The 1975-nt window shown below is 62.8% G+C and carries 2 protein-coding genes and 1 pseudogene; all 3 read right to left on the reverse strand.

Annotation, left to right across the window (positions count from 1 at the left end; translation table 11 throughout):
* A pseudogene (locus EN935_RS42420) lies at positions 1-128 on the reverse strand (RNA polymerase sigma factor); the annotation flags it as partial.
* The gene (locus tag EN935_RS33415) at positions 125-499 is read right to left on the reverse strand and encodes a YciI family protein (protein WP_109659463.1); all 375 of its coding nucleotides are present in this window, start codon (positions 497-499) and stop codon (positions 125-127) included. The gene EN935_RS33415 and the pseudogene EN935_RS42420, both read right to left, overlap by 4 nt.
* 108 nt (positions 500-607) lie before the next feature.
* The gene (locus EN935_RS33420) at positions 608-1714 is read right to left on the reverse strand and encodes a DNA topoisomerase IB (protein ID WP_127374094.1); all 1107 of its coding nucleotides are present in this window, start codon (positions 1712-1714) and stop codon (positions 608-610) included.
* Between the last annotated feature and the right edge of the window lie 261 nt (positions 1715-1975).

Consider the following 1975-nt stretch of genomic DNA (forward strand, 5'->3'; position numbering starts at 1 on the left):
GCCCTGAGGCACGCATCCTGGAAAGCTTCCTCCGCCGTATCGAGATCGCGGAAATAACGCAGCAGCGCGCCCATCGCCTGCGGGCGGGCGGCGCTGATCGCCGAGCTGATCCAGGCGAGTTCGGTCATGCGGAAACCTTGGCGGGATTGAAGATCGAGACCGGCCGGATCTCGTAGGAGCCGCCGCTCGGATTGACCTCGGAAAGCTCGCGAGCGAACTCGACAGCCTCATCGAGATCGGCGCATTCGAGCGTGTAGAAGCCGAGGAATTGTTCTTTTGTCTCGGCAAACGGTCCGTCGATGACGACCGCTTCGCCCTTGACCTTCCTCAGGGTCGTCGCGGCGGTCGTCGGCAAAAGCCGCGCCACCGGGCCAAGCCGGCCGGCCTTGGCATATTTGTCCTGAACGTCGAGGAGATTGGCCATGACCTCGTCGTCCTGTGCCTTGCTCCAGGAGCAGACGACATCTTCGGAAGCATAGCAGAGGATTGCGTAGAGCATGGCTGGTCCTTTTCTCTGTCAAAGGACGAAACAGTAAGACCGATCCCGACACGACGTCGATAAAAAAATCCCGATGCGGCGGATTTGGCGACCGCCGGTCGCCACCAGTCAGCTTCCGCGCATCTTCAGCCATCGCAGCACGAGAGCTTCCTCGTCATCGAGACCATCGATGGAGCGCTTGCGCTTGTTGGCCTGCGCCATTTCGTCCAGCAATCGCCCCTCTGACCAGGCGTCGAAGACCTGCGGATGGATGTAGCATTTGCGGCAGACGGCACGCGTGTTGCCCAGCCGCTCGGCAACCTTGTCTATGACGCTGTTCATCAGCCGCTTTCGCTGCGCCTGGCTTTGCGGCAATTCCGTCTGTGCAAATAGCGAGGCTGCATGGATGGTGCCGCCCCAAGTGCGGAAATGCTTCGAACTGAACGCATCGCCGGTAGCATCGCGGATATAGCGGTTGACGTCCTCGGAGCGGACCGGCCGCCTGTCGCCGTCCTCATCGAGATACTGGAACAGCTTCTGGCCAGGCAGGTCCTGCGCGCCACGCACGATTCCAGCGATGCGGCGGTCGATCAGCTTCAGCTTCCACTCCTTGCCGGACTTTCCCTTGAAGGCAAACCGAAGGCTTGAGCCGACGATATCGACGTGGCGGTCGCGCAATGTGGTCAGCCCGAAACTCTTGTTGTCGCGAGCGTAGGCGGAATTGCCGACCCGGATCATCGTGTTGTCAAGCAGCCAGACGACCGCGGCGACCACACGCTCGAGCGGCAGGCCGCGACGGCGCAGATCGCTGTCGATCCTGCGCCGCAGGTCCGGCAGGCTTGCGGCAAAGGTGACAAGGCTCGAATATTTGGCGCCGTCGCGTTCTTCGGCCCATTGGGGATGGTAGCGGTATTGCTTGCGTCCGCGCTGGTCCCTCCCGGTTGCCTGGATATGGCCGTCGGCGTCGGGCGAAATCCACACATCCGTCCAGGCCGGCGGAATGACGATCGCCTCGATGCGCGCCCTGGTGGCGCCTGGAACCGCCCGCCCGTCCGGACCCTTGTAGAAAAAACCCTTGCCCGTCTTTAGCCGCCGGATACCGGGCTCGGCATCGCTGACATAGGTGAGCGACGCATGATCGGCCGAGCTTTGCGCCTCGTTCTTCGGCGCGCCATTTTTCGGCCCAGCGTCTTCGTCAGCCGGCCGGCCGGGCGACAATCCGGATTTTTGCAGCATGTCAGCTCCACACAAATATCCGTAGATAAGCTGTTGGTAGATTGCTGGTTCCACACGCCGTCCGAAAAGCCTGTGGCGGCGAAGTAGTGTTGGTCCCGGGGGGGCTGGCGCCTACAGAGCGCCTTGCAGCTGGATCGACTGCGCGGACAAACGCCGCCGCGCCGCAAGCTTGAACCTGTAGCGCAGGCAGCGCCAGGCTTCCGAGCGCCGCTTCGGCGCGGCCGCTGCCACCGCCAGGAAGCGTGCCGCGGCGTCCAGATC

Source organism: Mesorhizobium sp. M7D.F.Ca.US.004.03.1.1 (assembly GCF_003998635.1).
GTDB classification, from domain to species: domain Bacteria; phylum Pseudomonadota; class Alphaproteobacteria; order Rhizobiales; family Rhizobiaceae; genus Mesorhizobium; species Mesorhizobium loti.

Excerpts from the sequence above, each read along its gene's own strand:
- EN935_RS33415 (WP_109659463.1), bottom strand. The coding sequence starts at position 499 with ATGCTCTACGCAATCCTCTGCTATGCTTCCGAAGATGTCGTCTGCTCC.
- EN935_RS33420 (WP_127374094.1), bottom strand. The coding sequence starts at position 1,714 with ATGCTGCAAAAATCCGGATTGTCGCCCGGCCGGCCGGCTGACGAAGAC.